Below are 17,051 nucleotides of genomic sequence, written 5' to 3'. Positions count from 1 at the left end.
GCACGAACCGGCGTAGATCGGACGTGCCGAGGTGACCGGGTGACCGGGTGACCGTGGATGGCCAGCCAGGGGGAGCGGATCACGGCGTTGCGGACGCTGGGCTGCGGGTGCAGGTTGCGGGGTGCAGGTCGCGGGGTGTGGGGTGCGGGGTGCTCGACAACGGCGTGTGCGTGGACGAGGCTCGGAGGCCTCCGTGACGATGCCGTGTGCCTGCGTATGAAGACCAGGGTGGTGTCAGCCGCGGGCGGGGGTGCGGAAGACCTGGCGGCTGTGCCAGCTGATGTGGTCAGGCTCCACCGCGTCCAGGCCGGGCTGAGGGCTTCGGGCGGGGTGGCCGGACAGGGAGAGGACCAGGTCGCGGGATGCCTGTGACCGGCCCACGAACCTGGCGGAGACGGCGATGGTGCGGTCGATGGTCAGGCCGAGGACGCCCTTGTCGAACAGTTTGTGGTGGATGGCGCACAGGCACAGCCCGTTGGTCAGGTCGTCGGGTCCGTCGAAGGCCCACCAGCGTACGTGTGCCGCGTCCAGCCCCACCGCCGCGCCGTCCAGCCACCCGTCGTAGGAGCAGAACGCGCAGCAGTACTCGTACGCCATGAGCACCCGGTCGCGGAAGCCCGGGTCGCGGCGCAGGACCGGCGGTGTCCTGAGCTCCTCGCCGGATTCCAGGTCGAGGCCGGTCAGCAGGCACAGGTCCGGATGCAGGGACGGGGCGAAGTTGGCGTCCAGGAGGTGGCGGGCGATTCGCCCCAGCAGGCCGGGCTCCTCCGACAGGGCGCGGGCCAGGTCGGGGTGGAGGCGGCCGGCGGCCTGGCTGTCGCGAAGGCGGCCCAGCTCAGGGCCCGGGGAGCCCGGGCCGTGGCGGGTGTCGACCAGCCAGAGGCCGTCGTTCGTCAGATGGTGGAAGGGGTAGCCGGGGCTGGTGTCGCGGGGCGGGCCGTACTCCTTGAGCAGCTCCTTGAGCTCGGCCTCGGCGGCGCTGAACGTGATGGGCCGGTTGCCGTGCCGTTGGAAATGGCCCAGGGCGTACAGGAGGAGGAGCGGCTTGTGCGGTGCGCGCTCGCCGCCTCTGGTCCAGCGCCGGATCTCAGCGACCCGCTCGATCCAGTCCACGATCGGCCAGTGTAGAGCGATTATCCGCCTGTCGCGGTGGCCGGCCGCGCCCTATAGTCACCGAGTGAGCGATCTCCAGCCGGGCGTTTACCAGCATCTGATCACTCGTGAGCTGGACGGCCTGCTGCGTGCCGTACCCGATCGCGACCTGGTCGACCGGCGGGCGCTGGACATCGCCGATTCCCACGAGACGCTGGCCCGGCATCTGGCCGCGCTCACCCGCCGGGCGCTGCGCTCCGTACGGGGCGAGAACGACGCGGTACGGCTGGCGCGGCAGGTGGAGATCGTCAACAAAGTCGCCGACCTCATCGGCGACCTGGTGCCCGAGGCCGCCTCGCCCGAGGAACTCCTGGAGGCCGCCGAGGAGCTGCTGGGCGTCGCCAGGAGCCGGGATCGGGATGCGGCCGGTCGGGTACGGTTTCCCGCGCGGCCCGTGATCCCCCTCACCGGTAGCGCGTTGCTGGTCAACGGCCGTGGGCAGCCGGAGATCGGCCATGAGCTCAAGCGCGAGCTGGCCTCGGCCGATCGGGTGGATCTGCTGTGCGCGTTCGTGAAGTGGAACGGCGTGCGGGTGCTGGCGGAGGCGATCGAGGAGTTCGTGGCGCGGGGCGGCCGGCTGAGGGTGGTGACCACCACGTACATCGGCGCCACCGACCGCCTGGCCCTGGACCAGCTGGCGGCCATGGGCGCCGAGATCCGCGTCTCCTATGACACGCGGATGACCCGGCTGCACGCGAAGGCGTGGTTGTTCCAGCGGGACAACGGCCTGTCCACGGCCTATGTGGGCTCCTCCAACCTGTCGCGCACCGCCCTCAGCCATGGGCTGGAGTGGAACGTACGCCTCGCTCAGGCCGAACAGCCGCATCTGATCGACACGTTCGCGGCCACGTTCGACGATTATTGGGGCGATCCGTCGTTCGAGCCCTACGATCCGGCGCAGGACGCGGAGCGGCTCGACCGAGCCCTGTCCGCCGAGCGGGCCGGGGGCCGGGCGGTCGTGCTCGACTTCGCGCACGTGGACGTCCGCCCGTACTCCTACCAGCGGGAGATCCTCGACGAGCTCGCCGCCGAACGACAGATCCACGACCGGTGGCGGAACCTGGTCGTCATGGCCACCGGCACCGGCAAGACCGTGGTCGCCGCGCTCGACTACCGGCGGCTACGTGCGGCCGGTCAGGCGGAGTCGCTGCTGTTCGTCGCGCACCGGAAGGAGATCCTGCGGCAGAGCCTGCTCACGTTCCGGCAGGTGATGCGGGACGAGACGTTCGGCGAGCTGTACGTCGACGGAGCCCGGCCGGAGCGGTGGCGGCACGTGTTCGCCTCGGTCCAGACGTTGCACGCCAACCCGCTGCCGGAGCCGGGCCGGTTCGACATGGTGGTGGTGGACGAGTTCCACCATGCCGAGGCCGCCACGTACCGGCAGCTGCTCTCCGGCGTGCGGCCCACGGTGCTCCTGGGGCTGACCGCGACGCCGGAACGCGCCGACGGGCAGGACATCAAGCACTGGTTCGACGGCCGGATCGCCGCCGAGCTGCGGTTGTGGGAGGCGCTGGAGCGCGGGCTGCTGGCCCCGTTCCAGTATTTCGGCGTCCACGACGGCACCGACCTGCGCCAGATCGGCTGGCGCCGGGGCCAGGGTTACGACCTCGGCCAGCTCTCGAACGTCTACACCGGCAACGACCGCCGCGCCGCCGTGGTGTTGGAGACGCTGCGGCGGAAGGTCGGCGAGGTCGGACGGATGCGGGCCATCGGGTTCTGCGTGAGTGTCGATCATGCCCGGTTCATGGCCGACCGGTTCACCCGGGCGGGGCTTCCGTCGGTGGCCGTGACCGTGCAGAGCCGGAACGACGAGCGTGACCAGGCGCTGCGTGACCTGAGGGAACGCCGGATCAACGCGGTTTTCACCGTTGACCTCTTCAACGAGGGCGTCGACGTTCCGGAGATCGACACCGTGCTCTTCCTGCGGCCCACCGACAGCGCCACCGTCTTCCTGCAGCAGCTCGGACGCGGGTTGCGGCTGGCCGATGACAAGCCGTGCCTGACCGTGCTCGACTTCGTCGGCCATCAGCACAAGCAGTTCCGCTTCGATCGGCGCTATCGGGCGCTCACGGGCGCGAGCCGTACCGGCATCGCGCGGGAGATCGAGCGGGGGTTTCCGACGCTGCCCGCCGGGTGCGTGATCGATCTGGATCGTGACGTGCGGCGGCTCGTTCTCGAGAACGTACGGCAGGCGCTCAGCCTGAACTGGCGGGACCTGGCGCGCGAGCTCCGCGAGCTGGGGGACGTCAGCATGTCCGCGTTCCTGCGGGAGACCGGGCTGGACGTGGAGGACCTCTACCGGCGCCGCCAGGGCTGGGCCGCCCTGCGGCACGCCGCGGGGCTCGACGCCGCGGCCCCGGACGAAGGGCTCGGGCGCGCCTTGGGCCGGATGCTGCACATCGACGACGTCGAACGTCTGACCTTTGTGAGCGACGTGTTGGCCGGTCGGGCTCCCCGGTCTCCGCGCGAGCTACGCCTCATGGCCATGCTCGATGCGATGTTGTGGGGCGGCACCGAGCCCGTCTCCGGCATGGAGGCCCGCCTCGCGCGGCTCACCGGCGCCCGTGCCGCGGAGCTCGGGGAACTGGCGGACGTGCTCCGCTCAGGAATCCGGCACGTCGCCCCGCGGCTGGACGCCGTCGTGCCGTTGCACGTCCATGCCCGCTACAGCAAGAACGAGGTGCTGGCCGCTTTCGGCATCGACCGGCCCGCGCACATGCGGGAAGGGGTCAAGTACGTTCAGGAGCACCGGGCGGACCTGTTCTTCGTCACCGTCGACAAGGCCGAGGACCATTACTCCCCCACCACGCTGTACCACGACCGGGCGATCAGCGAGGAGCTGTTCCAGTGGGAGTCGCAGAGCACGCTGCGAGCCTCCGCCGCCACTGCCCGCCGCTATCTGACGGGTGAATCCACCGTCCATCTCCTGGTACGGCAGTCCAAACGTGACGAAGGGCTTGGTGCTCCGCCGTACACCTACGCCGGGCCCATGCGGTACGTGAGCCACGAGGGCGAGCGACCCATCCGCTTCGTCTGGCGTCTGGACCACCCGCTTCCACCCGAGGTGTTCCACTACGCCAAGGCCACCGCGGGCTGAGCCGACGCGGGCGTCATGAGGCGAGCAGGTCGAAGTGGAAGCCGACGACCAGGCCGAGGAGGCTGATCACGCGCCACCACACCAGGGACTTCGGATGCTCAAGCACCCAGGCCACGCCTTTGAGGGTGTTCTCGAACAGCTTGCTCCTGGCGGTCGAGATCGCCACCCAGCCGACGGCGAGGACGATCGTCGTGATCAGGACCGCCAGGGCGAGCAGACCTTTGCCGAGCCCTGTGGCGATCTCGGCAGCGGCCCCCATGGCACCGGCGACGATCGCGCCCCCTGCCGTGGCCAAAGCTGTCAGCGTTCCCCGGGTGCGGGACCGGGGGACGGCTCGGAGGCGTCCGCCGTATTCACGGATCCGTTCTGGGCCGAGGATGTCGAGGACGACCGTCATTCCGCCGAGGAACGCGGCGATCTTCCCGAATCGCCCCCACCACAGCATGCCCAGGCCGTACATGGTGGAGTCCTGCAGGGCGCTGTTGCCCGAGAACCACATCTGCAGGGCGTCCAGATAGCCGATGTCTGCCACGGAGGGAGCGTAGAAGCGGCAGCGCTCGGACGGCCAGTAGACGTCACCGGAGCTGCTCGGGTCAGAAGTTCCACAGGAGGATGGTCCACAGGATGAAGATCGTGGCGTAAATGGAGATGCCCACGTAGCCGAGGATCAGCGCCGTGATGGAAACGGCTCTTCCATTTCCGTTGAGATGATTCGCCCGCCAGAGGGCCATGTGCCCGAGTATCACTCCGGCCACGCTTGGTACGGCGAGCGTGACCAGCCCGAGGATCGAAAGGACCAGGGCGGCAATAGCCCACTGGTTCTTTGGCGCGAAAGCTTCGACTGTTGACAATTTGGCACTTCCTAAAGGGCTATGGCTCCCGGTAGTGGCCATAATGGCGCCGGCGCAGGCGTTCGAAGTAGCCCATGCCTACGAAGAACACCCCGATGAAAACCGAGAGGCCGAGGGACAAGAGCAGAGTGGTCGCGGTGAGGGGGCCACCGAAGCCGGCCAGGGCGCTGATCAGCAGGAGGCTGTCGATCAGCGCGCCGAAGGCGGGCCCCATGATCAGGCCGAGGAGCAGCGGGTGGGCCGCGGAGAAGCGTTGGCCGCGGTGCGGTTCCGCAGCACCGCCCAGGGACCTGTCCATGCGCCAGAACCAGTCCGCGAACAGCCTCCACACGCGCACGGTCGACCTCTTTCACGGGGAAAGTAGAAAGATCCTAATTTATCCGAGTGGCGTTGCGGACAATTCCTCCGCGATCGCGGGCTTGCTGCTGCTCTATGTGGTCCTGGCTATTCCTGTGGCGTTTGCGAGCAGCTCGGTGCTCTTCGCGTGGGGGTCGGCCCAGCATGCCCATATGAGAGCGCGGCTCCCGTTGTGGGGGCGGCTCTGGCGGTCGTCGGCCTCCATCCTGCGTCGCCCTGGCGACCGGGCTGCCGATGCCCGCCGGGTCATCACGGCGCTGTCCAGGCCACGACGCCTTTCACGGATTCAGCCCTCAGGGAAGACGGCGCAGGTCTCGAACAGCAGGCCCGCCGCCGTCGGGGTTTCTGTCGTTCGCCGCTGCTATAGATTGCCGCACCGCCTGATCTTCATGGAAGCAGGGTGTCCGATGGCATCAGTGACGTTTCGCGACGAGACCGCGACCGGCCGGGCTCTGGAGGAGTTCTCCGTGCCCGAGCTGCCCGAGCGGATCTCGGCCCGGGAGCTGGTACGGCTGCGCGTACGCGAGGAGGTGGCCCGCTACAACGCCTCCCCCTCCCACCATTTCCGCGGTCTGGTCAGACCGACCGACGCCGAGGCCGAGCTGAACGGCTACCGGATGCGGAGCGCGCGCAGGCTGGACTGGGAGAAGCAGGCCGACGCCGCCGAGGCCGCGTTCGCCCGCAACGGCTTCCTGCTGCTGGTCGGTGACCGGCAGATCCTGGATCTGGACGACGAGATCGACCTGATCGCCGACCCCGTCGTCTCCTTCGTCAAGCTCGTCCCGCTGGTCGGAGGCTGACGGAGGACGGCGGCATGTTGTCGATCATTCTGTCCAAGGCGTTCCTGCCGGCCGCCGACGCCGCCATCACCGACCCGTCCATCACCCGCCAGATCCACTTCTGACAGGACCCACCGGCATGCACCTCTCCCCCCTCGCGCAGCGCCTGCTCGATCTGATCAACGGGACCGCGAACGACCCCACGCGCTGGCCCGACGCCTCCCAGCTGAACGTGGGGCTGACCGGCGTCGCCGGCTCGGCACCGGGGCAGTACGCGATCGACGAGCGCGCCAGGCAGCAGCTGGTCGCGCCGGCCCGCGAGCTGGTCGGGTTCCTGATGCCAGAGGACGGGGCATGGTCGTACGGACGCTTCCCCATGCTGGTGGCGGCGGGGCTGGCGGGCATGGACGCCGAAGTGAGCGCCCGGCTCGCCGAGAGGTGCGGGCCGATCGCGGTCGCCGAGACGGACATGCTGCTCGGCTGGGACGTGGAACGCCGGGCGCTGTTCGCCGAGGCGGCGCGGGTGCGGTGGGAGGAGCCGCTGCCCGGCGTGATCGAATGGCTCGACGCCCTGCCCGGCTACCCCGACTTCGCCCGGACGGCGCTGGAGGCGGCCGAGGCCCGTGTCGCGGCGATCCACGCCGGTGAGATTCCCTACACGGCGGAGAAGGCGTTCGGCGACGACGAGAAGTCGACCCTCGGCCGGGCCGTACGGCTGGCGCTCTACCGGGACGAGCCCTGGCTGCCCGGCCTGCTGGATCCGCTGGCGCGCGGGATCGCGGTGGCGCCCACCCAGGCCAAGACCCTGCCCTCCCAGGGGCTGCTGTTCGAGATCGCCCGCGCGGTGCGGGACCACCCGACGCCCGAGGCGATCTCCGCGCTGCGCGCCGCCCGACAGGTCACCCGGCACGCCGGGGTGCCCAAGCAGCTGGATCGCATGTTCAAGCGCATCGAGCCCGCCCTGGCCGAGCGGCTGGAGGTGGCGTTCAGGCTGCCCGACGGGCGCGTACGGCAGGCGTTCGGCGAGCACACGGCGGTGATCTCGACCGACGGAGAGGTCGAGCTATCGTGGTGGCACGGCGACAGGAAGCTGAAGGCGGTCCCGGCGGCGGTCAGGCGGGAGCACCCGGACGAGGTCAAGCGGCTGCGCGAGCTGGCCAAGCAGACCATGCAGCAGCAGACGACCCTGTTCAGGGCGTTGGAAGCCGGATACACCGGCGAGAAGGCCGCGCCCTACCGGCGGTTGGAGGGCCGCTCGGTCGTCGACCGGCTGATCTGGGAGTTCGAGGTCTCGCCCGGCGTGTGGCGCGGCGAGCTGGGGATGAGCGTGCCGGACGTGCCCGTACGGCTGTGGCATCCGGCCCGCGCGTCGGTGGAGGAGGTCCGCACCTGGCGGGAGGTGGTGCAGGGCAAGGAGCTGCGCCAGCCGTTCAAGCAGGCCTTCCGCGAGGTCTACCTGCTCACGCCCGCCGAGGAGGAGACCGGGGTCCACTCCTTCCGGTTCGACGGGCACGTGGTGGACTACCGCAGGCTCCGGGCGCTGTTCAAACAGCGAGGCTGGCAGTCGCCCTTCCTCGGACAGTGGGACGGCGGCTACCAGGGTGAGGCCCATCGGGTGCTGGCGAGCGGACGGTGGCGGGTGTACTTCGACCACGGCCTGTACGACGAGCACCACGCGAGCACCGGCCGGGTCCACTTCCAACGGCTGACCGAGGGCAGGTGGCAGCAGGCGCCGTTGACGGAGGTCCCCGCGCTGGTGTTCAGCGAGGCCATGCGGGACGTGGACCTGTTCGTGGGCGTCGCCTCGATCACGAGCGATCCCCAGTGGGCCGACCAGGGGCCGGACCACCTGCGGGACTACTGGCGGACGGGCTCGTTCGCGGCCCTGCCGCCCTCCGCCGAGGTGCGCCGCGACGCGCTGTCCCGGTTGATCGGGCGTACGACCATCGCCGACCGCTGCACCATGACCGATCGTTTCCTGGTGGTACGGGGTGATCTGCGCACCTACAAGATCCACCTGGGGTCGGCGAACATCCTGATGGAACCCAACGACGCCTACCTGTGCATCGTCGCCGCAAGAGCCCCCCAGTCCGGGCTGTTCCTTCCGTTCGAGGAGGACGGCCGGTTGGCGCTCATCCTCAGCAAGGCCTTCCTGCTGGCGAACGACACCGCCATCACCGACCCCTCCATCACCCGCCAGCTCCGGGCGATATAGTCTACGCGTAGATAGTCTGCGCACGGATCAAATCTCCAGGAGGAACGCGACATGTACGCCTACGAGCACACGCTGGACACCCCCGCCCCCGCCGCGGCCGTCTGGGCCCTCTACGCCGACGTCAACGGCTGGACCGCATGGGACACCAGCCTCCTCCAGATCGACCTGGAGGGCCCCTTCGAGGTGGGCACCGAGGGCACCATGACCCCAGAAGGCCAGGACACCGTCCGCTTCCGCATCGTCGAGCTGGTCACCGGCGAGCTGTTCACCGACGAGACCGTCGTCGGAGAGCTGACCCTGCGCTTCATCCACCGGCTGGCGGAGACCGGGACCGGCACCCGCGTCACCCACCGCGTCGAGATCACCGGCCCGGGCGCCGAGGAGATCGGCCCGATGGTCACCTCCGACGTCCCCGACGCCATGGCCGCCCTGATCAAGCTGGCCGAGGCGTCCTGAGATGGCGCTCGCGCCCGACGACAGCCCGGGATTGCTGCTCTGGCGGACCACGTTGCGCTGGCAGCGGGCCATCGCCGCCGCGCTGGCGCCCTTCGATCTGACGCACGTCCAGTTCGTGCTGCTGGCCAGCACCGAGTGGCTGAACCGGCACGGCGAGCTGCCCAATCAGCTCGCCGTCGCCACGTTCGCCGACACCGACGTCAAGATGACCTCCCAGGTCGTGCGCAAGCTGGAGGAAAAGGGCCTGCTCGTCCGTGAGCCGGATCCCGCCGACAGCCGCGCCCGCCTGCTGCGCGTCACCGACCAGGGCGCCGGCCTGGCCCGGCGGGCCGTCGAGGAGGTGGAGCGGGCCGACGCCGAGTTCTTCCGGGCCGTGCCCGACACGGCCGGCCTCGTCACCGCCCTGCGACAGCTCGCGGGAGGGCAACCGTGACCCTCGTCACCGTCCTGCGACAACTCGCCGGAGGACAACCGTGACCCTCGTCACCGTCCTGCGACAGCCCGCCGAAGGGCCCCGGAGAGCTAGTCGGTGACGAGAGTGTTGAGCGTGAGGGTCTCCTCGCCGGAGCGGCCGGCGAGGCGGACCGACAGCTCCCACGCGCCGTTCATGAGGAACAGGTCACCCTCGGCGACGAAGTGGCCGGGGGCGGCCTTCCTGGCGGTGACCTCGGGCACCGCGTGACCCATGGTGGTCATGACGGCGGCGACGATGACCGTGTCGGCCTCGCCCCTGTCCACCCGGATGTCGACCGCGCTCCGGTCGGCCGTGACGGTGACGGCGTAACGGGTTCCCGTCGTGGTCACCGGGTCCGGGCCCGAGGTGCGGGCGATGACGAACGCGGCCGCCACGACCGCCACGAGCCCGCCGAGGATCAGCAGCCTCAGGCCCTTGACCTGCTTCATCGGGGGACCTCCACGGTGAAGGGCACGGTGGTGATGCCGCGGTCCGTCGCGTACTGCGCCCAGGCGAGGTAGCGGCCCGGCGCGGGGAAGCTGAACGTGAAGCGCAGCCGGCTGCCGGGCGTCCCCATCTCGTGGACGTGGCCGAGGAACTCGCCGTCCGCGCCGCGCACGATGAGGTGACCCGCCATCCCGAGCCACGGCCGCGGCGTGCCGCTGGTGGCCACCTCGACGGTGGCCGCCCGTCCCGCCTGCGGTGCGGCGGGCGTCACCGTGACCGTCCCGGTGGCGGCGGCATCCTGGATCGCCGGGTCGGACGCGGCCGCGGGCTTCGCCGAGCCGGTGACCGTGAAAGAGCCGGTGAGGAGCTGGCCGCCGGAGTCGGTGCGTTCGAGCTCGACGTAGGTGAGATAGCGGCCGGGGCGGTCGGCGCGCAGCCGTACCTCCAGGCGGCCGGGCGCGGTGCGCAGCGGATGGACGTGGCGGAAGTAGCGGCCGTCCTCGCTGGTGACCACCAGGTGGGCCATGGCCTCGTGGTGGATGGTGAGGTCGTCGACGGGACGCCCGGTGGACCCGTCGAACAGCTCCACGCGCGCCACGAACTCCTCGCCTACCGCCGGGGCGGCGGGGACCATAGTTACCACCCGCTGCACGTACGGCCTGCCGAGCAGCGAGTCCGTGGGACGCGGCTCGGCTCCGTCCGGCGACCGGGCGGGCAGCCAGGGGTCGAGGATCACGATCAACGCGGCCACCGCGAGCCCAGCCGCGGCGACCGCGGTCACCACGAACGCCGAACGGCCGCGCCGGTTGAACGCGCCGGTGAGCAGCCCGCCCACCAGGAGCAGCCCGGCCACGAACAGGCCGCCGTAGATCAGGAACTCCCACCCCGAACCCCGGTCCACCAGGACCCGGAACGGGATCACCGCGCTCTCGCCCCCGGCGCCGACGGTCAGCTCGTGCGGCCCGGTCTCCTCGACCCGCAGCTGGGCGGGGCGGCCCGGCGTCACCGTGCCGGTCACGACCCGCCCGTCGGTCACCGACCGGAGTCGCAGGTCCAGCGTCGGGGCGGACGGGAACCCGATCACCTCGACGCGCAGCGGCCCCGGCACCCGGGTCGTGGCCTTGATCACGAGGGTCAGCTCCGCGCCCGCGATCGTCTGCGCGATCCGCAGGTCCGACCCCGCCTTGACGTCGTGCGCCGCCGCCGGCGAAGCCAGCAGCACCACCAGCAGGCCGACCAGGCAGAGAAGCCGGATCATGCCCGCCGTGCGCCGGACTCGCCGGTCTCCGCGGGCAGCGCGTTCGGGAGGAACAGAGCACCGAGGGCCAGGCCGACCAGACCGGCCACGATCGGGGCGCCGGTCCAGAGCTCGGGTACGACGGGCAGCTGCCCGGCGAACACGGAGGCGACCGCGATGTACAGGGACCAGGTGGCGAACGCCGACAGTCCGGCGAAGGCCCAGTAGGCGCCCCGGCGCTCCCGCGAGGGCCGCAGCCACCGGATCAGCAGATCACTCACCAGCCCGGCGGCGACGAACGTCAGCAGGATCGGCAGGTTACGGAAGGCCGTCTGCGCGCCCGGCATCAGGATGCCGACCGCGGACAGCACGGTCGCGCTCCCGAACGGCAGCTGCCAGCGCCGCAGGAGGAACAGCACGGGAGCGAGCACCATGATGTTCGTGATGATCATCGATGCGGCCAGTATGTCGGCGCCGTTGCCCTCCAGGGCGGAGAAGTCCCGGACGATGCCGTTCGGGCTCCGCTGCATGGCGTTGCCGTACGACAGGAACAGCGACACCAGCGTGGCGCCGAAGCCGAACCCGATCAGCGCCGGCAGCAGCCGCGACAGCCGGGGCCGCTCCCCGATGTCCGGGGCGCTCCAGGCCGAGCGGAGCGGGGTCGTGATGATGAGCATCATCGTCAGGATCAGCCCCAGGTGGGACGGGCTGAACAGGATGTCGATGGTCTGCTCGATGCCCAGGAACGTGTGCCACATCATGTCGGCGAACCCGAACGCGGCGAACCCCGGGATGGCGAGCAACCCCGCCAGGTACCCGTTCGGCACCGCGGCCAGCCCGCTCCGGCCGGTGCGCACGTTGCGGTAGACCTGCCAGATGATCCACCCCGACACCGCCGCGAACCCCGAGTAGAACGCCGCGTGCCACGGCGTGAAGAACGTCTCCAACTCGGCCAGGGTGCTGTGCGCCCAGGCGTCGATCATCAGCCCGACGCCGTACCAGACGCCGAGCAACGCCATGACCAGGTCCGCCCGAGGGCTCACCCATGTACGTGCTTCCCCGGAGTCCGCCAGCAGCCGCCGGACCCCGGCGTCCACTGCCACCATGAGCATGCTCCTTCCGTTGATCCGATCCTTCGCGATGGCCACCGGAAGCGGAACCCGGCTGGCACCCACCGGTAGGTACGGTTATCCGCACCCCTCAGGCGTTCAGATAGCGCAACACCGCGAGCACCCGCCGGTGGTCGTGCGGGCTCGCCTCCAGGCCGAGCTTGACGAAGATGCTGGTGCAGTGCTTCTCCACGGTGCGCTCGGCGATGACCAGCAGCTCGGCGATCGCCATGTTCGTACGCCCCTCGGCCATCAACCGCAGCACGGCGCGCTCCCGCTCGGTGAGCATGCGCAGCGGGTCGCCGGGCTGCCGGTGGCGGCCGACGAGCTGCTCGACCACGACCGGGTCCAGCGCGGACCCGCCCGAACCCACCCGGCGGATGGCCGCGGCGAACTCGGCCAGGTCCGACACCCGGTCCTTCAGCAGGTAGCCCACGCCCTCCGTGCGGCCGCCGAGCAGCTCGACCGCGTAGCTCACCCGTACGTACTGCGACAGCACCAGCACCCCCACCCGCGGATGCCGCTCCCGCAGCGTGACCGCGGCGCGCAGGCCCTCGTCGGTGTGCGTGGGCGGCAACCGGATGTCGAGCACGGCCACGTCGGGCGGGTCCTTCGCCACATGGGCGAGCAGCTCGTCGGCGTGCTCGACGGACGCCGCCACCGCGAACCCGGCCTCGGTCAGCAGCCGGGCCAGGCCCTCGCGGAACAGCGTGGAGTCCTCGCAGATCGCTACGCGCACGGCAGGACCACCTTCAGCACGGTTCCCTTCCCCGGTGGGCTGTCGATCGTGAGCTTGCCGCCGTTGGCCTCGGCGCGGTCGGCAAGCCCGGCGAGCCCCGAGCCGAGCGCGGGATCGGCCCCGCCCACGCCGTCGTCGCCCACCTCGACCAGGAGGCGGCGGCCGACCAGGGCGAGCCGTACCCATGCCTTCGACGCGGCGGCGTGCTTGGTCACGTTGGCCAGGGCCTCGTTGACGATGTAGTAGGCCGCGCTCTCCACGGCCTGCGGCAGCGGCTCGTCCAGCGCCAGGTCGCAGGTGACGGCCATGGGGGCGACCGCGGCCAGCTCCTTGACCGCGCCGGACAGGCCGCGCTCGGTCAGCACCGGCGGGTGGATGCCGTGGCTGACCGCACGCAGGTCGTCCAGCGCGGCCAGCACCGCCGTCTTGGCCTCGCCGATGAGCGGCGCGGCCCGCCCGGGGTCGGTGCCGGCCTCGGCCAGCCCGAGCGTCATCGCCACCGACAGCAGCCGCTGCTGCACGCCGTCGTGCAGGTCGCGTTCGAACCTGCGGCGCTCGGCCTCGCCCCACTGCAACATCCGCCGCCGCGAGGCCGCGAGCTGCCGCAGGCGGGCCCGCAGGTCCGCGGTGAGCCGCTCGTTCTCCAGGGCGAGCGCCGCGGCGGCGCACGCGGCCTCGACGAGAAGGGGCTGTTCGAGGAGGGCGACGTCGTGCACGAGTACGGCGAGCGGCGCCTCGCCCTGGTCGACGCGGGTGACGACCCTGCTCGGCCCCGGGTTCAGGTCGACCGGGCGGCCGTCGGCGTCCACGTACCTGTCCTGCTCGGCCGTCCAGTAGCCCACGACCAGCCCGGGGTCCCGCAGGGTGGCGGCCAGCTCGTCGCGCAGCGTGCCCCGCCGTTCGCGCCTGCTCAGGCGTACCACGAGGTCGGCCACCCGGCCGTGGTCCATCCGGCTGCGCATGAGGCCGACCAGGTACGCCATCGGGACCGCCATGAAGGACACCAGCATGACGAGCGTGATGGGGACCTGCAGCGGGTTCGGGCCGAAGAGCTCGGCCAGGCGGTCCACGGCGAAGGCGACCGTCGCGACCATCGACGCGCCGGTGACCGGCGCGACCGCCCGGCGCTGCGCCATGCTGGCCTGACGCCAGCGCTTGACCTTGAGAGCGAGCACCATGCCCGACATGAGGACGGTCAGCTGCCAGGACGAGGCGTCGAGCGCGTCGGTGAAATTCCGGAGCGGCACGGGCATCGGAAAGCGCATGAGGGCCTTGGCCGTGGGCAGCACGAGGGCCAGGACGTAGGCCAGGCCGGTCACCACCTTGTACGACACCAGGTCCAGCCGGCCGGTGGGGAAGGCGAGGAACAGGTGGCAGGCCATCCCCGCCCACAGGCCGCACAGCGACAGCGCCCACAGCTGCTGTCCGGGGAAGAACAGCACCTGCTGGGGGATCCAGGCGACCCCGAGCACGGCCATGAGCGGGCCGACCTGGTTACGCGGATGCTCCCGCCAGGCCACGATCCCGCCCGCGAGGAAGGAGACGCCGGCTAGCGCGCCGAGCACGAATATCGGGCCGTGCCGCCAGATGGCGCCCGGGCTGGCACCCAGGGCGTTGACGACCAGCAGCCAAAGCCCTCCCGCCGCGACGGCGAGTAACGCGGTGGTGCCCCTGGAACGTGTCGCCATCGCCCACCCCCGAGGGGGATTGTACGGGCGAACCATCCGGAATGCGGACGGATCGGACCCTAGGCCGGCAGGCCCCAGCGGGCCTGGTTCGCCGGGGTCACCGGGCGGATGACCGCGTCGCCCCGGGCCTGGATCAGGACCTCCTCGCCGCGGCGCAGGTCGAGCTCGAGGTCCCCGCCGGGCAGCGTCCGCCACGGCACCTTGCGGCCGTCGCTCCGTACGGTGAAGGGGCCGTCGATGCCGGTGCGGACGCGGCACGGCGCCCCGGCCAGCGAGACCAGCCGTACGAAGTCGGTACGGCCGCCACGGCGGGCGGCCGACAGCAGGAACGCCCCCTGCGTCAGGAAGTTGTGCACGGTGACGTCGGGCCAGGCGGCCGGCATGGCGGGCAGGACCCTGATGACGCCGTCCCAGCTCTGGCAGATCATGTCGTGCACGGACTGGGCGGCGGACAGCGGCGTCTCGATGACGGGGCCGCTCTCCTTGTACATCGTGTTGGGCTGGACGAAGCGGCGCAGCAGCTCGTCGAGGTAGAAGTGGGCGTCGTCGCCGCGCGACATCTGCGCGGAGATCGAGGCCGCGCCGGTGAAGCTGTAGCCCTGCAGGGCGCCCTCGAAGCTGATCCAGTGCTTGAGCGACCTCTCGATGAGCGCGCGCCGGTCCTCCTGCTCCCACGTGACCAGGTACAGGGGATAGATCATCAGGAGGTGCGAGTAGTGCCGGTGCGACTTGGCGAAGGGCGCGCCCGCTCCGATCATGAAGCCGTTCTCGTCGATCGGATAGCCGGCCAGGTTCGCCAGCACGTCCTGCCACTTCGGCAGCAGCGGGTCGCGCACGCGCAGCAGGCGCGCCGACTCGACGAGCGTCCGGCAGCCCCAGCGGATCAGCGCCAGGTCGTAGTTCGTGTCCGGCGCGTTGACCCCGTACTCCGGGGAGAACGTGGCGGGCAGGTGCAGCTTCCCGTCGGAGCCCGGCTCCAGGAAGTGCAGGTAGTAGTTGATCGCCCGGCGCAGCAGCGGGAACAGCACGTCCCGCACGATCCGGGTGTCCATCGTGTGCCGGTAGGACAGCCAGACGTTGTGCAGCGCCCAGGTCAGGTTGCCGACCTCGGGCACGGGGGTGGCCTGGCCGGGGACGCCCACCGGGTAGCCGCTGTTGCCGAGGCCGGAGCCGTTGTCGAGCGTCATGTCCGTGGTACGCGGGATGCCCGCGGAGTCCTCGGGGAACGTCACCTGGTCGACGAGGTTCTGCCGGTACCGCGACAGGCTCCTGGTGACCGCGTCCAGCTCCAGGTGGTTCGAGCCGTGGATCAGCCAGTACTCGAGCTGCACGTTGAGGTTCCACCAGGTGGCCGGCCACGGCGTCGGCTCCAGCCACGGGCCGGTGGTCGCCATCGGCGGCGCGTCCCCGCGCGCGGCGGCGGCGACCTTGTAGAGCTGGATCCAGTAGAAGCTCTGCGTCCGCTGGTCGGGCAGCGACAGGAAGCTCTTGCGGTAGTAGCCGTGCCACCATCGCCGGTGGTCGGCGACCAGCGCCTCGACGGGCAGCCGGGCCGCGGAGCGTACCGATCTGACCGCCTCGTCGCCCGCCGTGTCCCGCGGGAACGACCAGGCGACCGCGGCGTAGAGGGTACGCCGTGCGCCGCGCCGCACCTCCTGCCAGGCCGTCGCGTGCCCGCCGCCGGACAGCAGCGGCTGGGTGATCAGCTCCAGGTCGTCGTGGCGGGTCACGGACGGGGCGGGGTTGGCGGTGTAGCCGGGCGGAGGCGGCCGGTTGAAGATCGGGTCGGCGCGGGGGCTGACGGCCTCCTCGGGGTGGAAGGTCCACCGGAAGTCGCGCTCGCCGTCGCTGGGTAAGACCTCGACGGCCAGCACGGAGCGGTCGTTGTGGATCAACGCCCTGATCTCCAGGCTGCCGGAGGAGGTGGTGATGGCGCCGGTCAGCTCGGCGTTCCACAGGTCGAGCCGCCAGTCGACGCCGGTGATCGCGCCGACGGGCTCCAGCGTGAGGTGGCCGACGGGCAGCCGGGCCAGGCCGAACAGCGCGCCGTACTCGGGGCGGTGGTCCTGGACCTCGCTGTGCTGCACGGTGAAGCGCACGGCGTTGGCGCCCTGTTGCGCGTAGACGCCGGAGCCGAGGAAGCCGTTGCCCAGGAACGGCCCTTCGTACCAGGTCTGCGGCATCCGCTTCCACACCAGGTCGGCGTCGGCCAGGAAGCGTTCCCAGTCGATCTCGTCATGGAGCAGCGGACCGCCGCCGCCGAGCGCGGGAGCGGCCAGCGCGGCGCCGAGGAGTTCGCGCCTGGACGGCTCGCTCGCCGCAAATAGATCGGACGTATCGGGCACCAATGAACGGTATTTCCGGAAAGCGGCAAGGTCAAGACCCCCAGAGGTCGGATCGTCTCGAAGCCGCAACCGATTGACCCATGGCGTTGACGTCGTGTTACCCGCCAATTAACGTCCCCAGTTAA

Annotated in this window: 16 protein-coding genes; 6 read left to right on the top strand and 10 right to left on the bottom strand. The window is 70.8% G+C overall.

All coding sequences use genetic code 11. The annotated features are described in order from the left end of the window. Nucleotides 1-234: 234 nt before the first annotated feature. Complete coding sequence (locus ACWDRB_RS11835; protein ID WP_449893103.1) at nucleotides 235-1,113, bottom strand: phosphorothioated DNA-binding restriction endonuclease; 879 nt, start codon at nucleotides 1,111-1,113, stop codon at nucleotides 235-237. Between the two features lie 64 nt (nucleotides 1,114-1,177). Between ACWDRB_RS11835 and ACWDRB_RS11830 the strand changes: the two genes are divergently transcribed. Next, complete coding sequence (locus tag ACWDRB_RS11830; protein WP_449893101.1) at nucleotides 1,178-4,249, top strand: DUF3427 domain-containing protein; 3,072 nt, start codon at nucleotides 1,178-1,180, stop codon at nucleotides 4,247-4,249. Between the two features lie 13 nt (nucleotides 4,250-4,262). On the opposite strand, the gene ACWDRB_RS11825 is transcribed toward ACWDRB_RS11830, so the two are convergent. From ACWDRB_RS11825 to ACWDRB_RS11815, 3 genes are all read right to left on the bottom strand, one after another. After that, the gene (locus ACWDRB_RS11825) at nucleotides 4,263-4,781 is read right to left on the bottom strand and encodes a hypothetical protein (protein ID WP_449893099.1); all 519 of its coding nucleotides are present in this window, start codon (nucleotides 4,779-4,781) and stop codon (nucleotides 4,263-4,265) included. A 61-nt stretch (nucleotides 4,782-4,842) separates the two neighbouring features. After that, nucleotides 4,843-5,100, bottom strand: a complete 258-nt coding sequence (locus ACWDRB_RS11820; protein WP_397372904.1) for a DUF4190 domain-containing protein — start codon at nucleotides 5,098-5,100, stop codon at nucleotides 4,843-4,845. A 19-nt stretch (nucleotides 5,101-5,119) separates the two neighbouring features. Next, nucleotides 5,120-5,437, bottom strand: a complete 318-nt coding sequence (locus tag ACWDRB_RS11815) for a hypothetical protein (RefSeq protein WP_449893097.1) — start codon at nucleotides 5,435-5,437, stop codon at nucleotides 5,120-5,122. Nucleotides 5,438-5,864: 427 nt separating this feature from the next. Between ACWDRB_RS11815 and ACWDRB_RS11810 the strand changes: the two genes are divergently transcribed. The 5 genes from ACWDRB_RS11810 to ACWDRB_RS11790 are packed head-to-tail and all read left to right on the top strand — an operon-like array spanning nucleotide 5,865 to nucleotide 9,340. Next, a complete protein-coding gene (locus tag ACWDRB_RS11810) occupies nucleotides 5,865-6,257 on the top strand; it encodes a hypothetical protein (RefSeq protein ID WP_449893095.1) in 393 nt (130 codons plus the stop codon). A 14-nt stretch (nucleotides 6,258-6,271) separates the two neighbouring features. Next, complete coding sequence (locus tag ACWDRB_RS11805) at nucleotides 6,272-6,361, top strand: DUF7737 domain-containing protein (protein WP_449893092.1); 90 nt, start codon at nucleotides 6,272-6,274, stop codon at nucleotides 6,359-6,361. Nucleotides 6,362-6,375: 14 nt separating this feature from the next. Then, nucleotides 6,376-8,451, top strand: a complete 2,076-nt coding sequence (locus ACWDRB_RS11800; protein WP_449893090.1) for a DUF4132 domain-containing protein — start codon at nucleotides 6,376-6,378, stop codon at nucleotides 8,449-8,451. A 51-nt stretch (nucleotides 8,452-8,502) separates the two neighbouring features. Then, nucleotides 8,503-8,907, top strand: coding sequence for an SRPBCC family protein (locus ACWDRB_RS11795; RefSeq protein WP_355197668.1), 405 nt, complete (start codon nucleotides 8,503-8,505; stop codon nucleotides 8,905-8,907). Between the two features lies 1 nt (nucleotide 8,908). After that, nucleotides 8,909-9,340, top strand: a complete 432-nt coding sequence (locus ACWDRB_RS11790; RefSeq protein ID WP_449893087.1) for a MarR family winged helix-turn-helix transcriptional regulator — start codon at nucleotides 8,909-8,911, stop codon at nucleotides 9,338-9,340. Between the two features lie 89 nt (nucleotides 9,341-9,429). Here ACWDRB_RS11790 and ACWDRB_RS11785 read toward each other — a convergent pair whose 3' ends face one another. The 6 genes from ACWDRB_RS11785 to ACWDRB_RS11760 form a co-directional block, all read right to left on the bottom strand. Beyond that, complete coding sequence (locus tag ACWDRB_RS11785) at nucleotides 9,430-9,810, bottom strand: hypothetical protein (RefSeq protein ID WP_350726006.1); 381 nt, start codon at nucleotides 9,808-9,810, stop codon at nucleotides 9,430-9,432. After that, the gene (locus ACWDRB_RS11780; protein ID WP_449893085.1) at nucleotides 9,807-11,066 is read right to left on the bottom strand and encodes a hypothetical protein; all 1,260 of its coding nucleotides are present in this window, start codon (nucleotides 11,064-11,066) and stop codon (nucleotides 9,807-9,809) included. Before ACWDRB_RS11780 ends, ACWDRB_RS11785 begins: the two co-directional genes overlap by 4 nt. Then, a complete protein-coding gene (locus ACWDRB_RS11775) occupies nucleotides 11,063-12,151 on the bottom strand; it encodes a hypothetical protein (RefSeq protein WP_449893083.1) in 1,089 nt (362 codons plus the stop codon). The genes ACWDRB_RS11780 and ACWDRB_RS11775 overlap by 4 nt, the downstream gene beginning before the upstream one ends. Nucleotides 12,152-12,245: 94 nt before the next feature. Then, on the bottom strand, nucleotides 12,246-12,893 hold the full coding sequence (locus ACWDRB_RS11770) for a response regulator (protein ID WP_449893081.1): 648 nt from the start codon (nucleotides 12,891-12,893) through the stop codon (nucleotides 12,246-12,248). After that, a complete protein-coding gene (locus ACWDRB_RS11765; protein ID WP_449893079.1) occupies nucleotides 12,884-14,581 on the bottom strand; it encodes a sensor histidine kinase in 1,698 nt (565 codons plus the stop codon). The genes ACWDRB_RS11770 and ACWDRB_RS11765 overlap by 10 nt, the downstream gene beginning before the upstream one ends. A gap of 59 nt (nucleotides 14,582-14,640) precedes the next feature. Further along, nucleotides 14,641-16,926: a glycosyl hydrolase family 95 catalytic domain-containing protein gene (locus tag ACWDRB_RS11760; protein ID WP_449893077.1), complete on the bottom strand. Its 2,286-nt coding sequence runs from the start codon at nucleotides 16,924-16,926 to the stop codon at nucleotides 14,641-14,643. Nucleotides 16,927-17,051: the final 125 nt, after the last annotated feature.

This window comes from Nonomuraea sp. NPDC003707 (assembly GCF_053587055.1).
The sequence above is the reverse complement of the archived record's forward strand: the minus strand, read 5'-3'. Positions and strand labels throughout refer to the sequence as shown.